Origin of the sequence: Occallatibacter sp. (assembly GCF_049802275.1) — a bacterium.
Taxonomy (GTDB): domain Bacteria; phylum Acidobacteriota; class Terriglobia; order Terriglobales; family Acidobacteriaceae; genus Telmatobacter.
Genome location: NZ_JBARMD010000388.1, coordinates 1 through 2,112 on the forward strand (window position 1 = coordinate 1; position 2,112 = coordinate 2,112).

The 2,112-nt window shown below is 60.9% G+C and carries 2 protein-coding genes; both read right to left on the minus strand.

Annotated elements, in window-relative coordinates; all coding sequences use genetic code 11:
• Positions 1–335: 335 nt before the first annotated feature.
• Positions 336–1,049, minus strand: coding sequence for an HAD family hydrolase (locus WA354_RS13650; RefSeq protein WP_472813565.1), 714 nt, complete (start codon positions 1,047–1,049; stop codon positions 336–338).
• Positions 1,050–1,065: 16 nt separating this feature from the next.
• Positions 1,066–2,112, minus strand: a 1,047-nt coding sequence (locus WA354_RS13655; RefSeq protein WP_472813566.1) for an AsmA family protein, incomplete at its 5' end; no start/stop codon positions are given.

Consider the following 2,112-nt stretch of genomic DNA (forward strand, 5'->3'; position numbering starts at 1 on the left):
GGCAGCGAAGACGCAGGCAAGCGTGCGCCTGTTTTTGTTCGCAGGAAATTGCGGAACTTTGCTTGCCCTCTCCTGAGGAGGCGAACGAAAACAGCCCAGGACGACAAAGCTCCGGAAACACTAAAGCTGCGGAAGAACTCATCCCAGACGGATTTTGTATCAGGGCATGACTTTCAGTCATGCCGTAAGCGCCAAGATAACATTGCCGGCTTTAGCCGCTGAAGTACGGTCCTTTCGACAATTCGCAGATCTTCAACGTTTTTCCGCAGCCTCACAGCCCCGGGAAATCGCCACCGCCGGGAGGGGCCCGTCCCGTAGGACCGACCCGAAACGCATTACTCCGCCAACGGACTGAACGTCAGCACAATACCCTGCTCGCCGGCCAGATTCCGCACCTGGACGCCGGTGACATCTTCAATCAGGTAATGCGCCGCGCTCAACGACTCAACCTCGTGCGAGAACGTCGTCGCGATCACCGTGCATCCCGCCGCGCGCCCCGCCAGTGTGCCCGACTCTGCATCCTCAAACACCACGCACTCGTCCGGCGGCAAGCCCAGCAATGCTGCGCCTGCCAGGTAAGGCGCCGGATCGGGCTTCCCTTGCGTTACATCATTGGCAGTCACCAGCCGTGCCGGCACCGGAATCCCTGCCTGTGCGAGACGCATCCGCGCCAGCCGCTCAGTCGCGCTCGTCACAACCGTCCAGCGATCCTCCGGCAACGCCTGCAGCATGGGAAGCACGCCAGGCAGCACAGCCAACCCCTCGCCATCCGCCAGCTCGATATCTTCAATCAGCCTGAGTTCCGCTTCACTGTCGAGATCGGGTCGCAGCATAGCTGCCGTTTCAATCGCCCGCCGGCCATGCGCCGTCTTGCACGCATATTCCGGATCGACGCCGCGCATCTCGGCCCACTTCGTCCAACTGCGCTCGACCGACCCGATCGAAGAAATCAGGATTCCGTCCATGTCGAACAGAATGCCTTTGCAGCGAATCTCTACGGGAGAAGAGGCGACATTGCGTCCCATCCCTTGATTGTAACGACCCTGCATCGAGTCCGCTGTTGAGCTACTTCTTCTTCGCTGCTGCCGCACTCTTGGGCGGCCCGAACGAAACGGCGGGCGGCTCACCAAATCTGACCGAAGCTTCCACGGTTCCTTTGCGCGCACCCTGCTGCACCTGGTTTTCTTTCAACACAATGCCCCCATCCGCGATTTCGGCATCGCCGGAGAATTGATCGAACCGAGTCAACGCCGGAGAAAAACTCTCTCCGGGAGCGCCAGGGCGACCGCTGATGCCGCCCTTCTTCCAATCGAAATGCACAGTCCCCTTGGCGGAGTTCGCAAGCTCGTTGCCGCCATATCCCGCCAGTTCCAGCTTTCCGTCGCCATCGAAGCTCGTGCCGGTGCACTGCAGCTTCAGCACGCCGCACAGTTCGGCCGGGTTCACTTTCTGGAAGTTCCCTGCCAGAGAGTAAGCAGGCTTGTCGCCATTCTCGATCTTGCCCGTCAAGTGAATCTGCCCGCCCAGCAGTCCCGCATCAAGGCTTGTGATTTCTGCCGACGCCGCCGAAAAGTTCACCTCGGCAGTCAGATTCTCAAGCTTCACCGGCCCCAGTGCCAGCGAGTCCACCTCCACCGTTCCCTGGAATGCGGGCCAGGTACGCGTCGACGACGGCGTCAAACGCGCAATCACCGTCGACAGCAGTGTTCCCTTCTTCTCCGCGCCAAGCAAAGTCGCCTGCAACTCAGCGGCGTCGAGACTTGGAAATGCGAGATTCACCTTTGGCGTGCACTCCTCCCCTGCCACGTCACACGCAGGAAGTTCAAGCCGAGCTGTTCCGATGAGCGGCCCATAGGTAAACACCACCGGATCCCACACACCCGAACCGCCGTCCAGCTGCAGTGTTGCCTCTGAAATCTGCACCGCTGTCGGCAGAGCATCGGTCTTCCAGTTCGCATCGTGCAACGTCACCGTGCCCGTGAGCCGATCAGGCAAAGGCTCATTCGCCACTGACGCAGCACCAACCGCAGGCGCAGTGATCACACGCGCATTCTCCGCCGGCAAGACGTCCGGCGCAGGCAGCCACGGTCCCGCGATCGCCAGGTCCAGGGT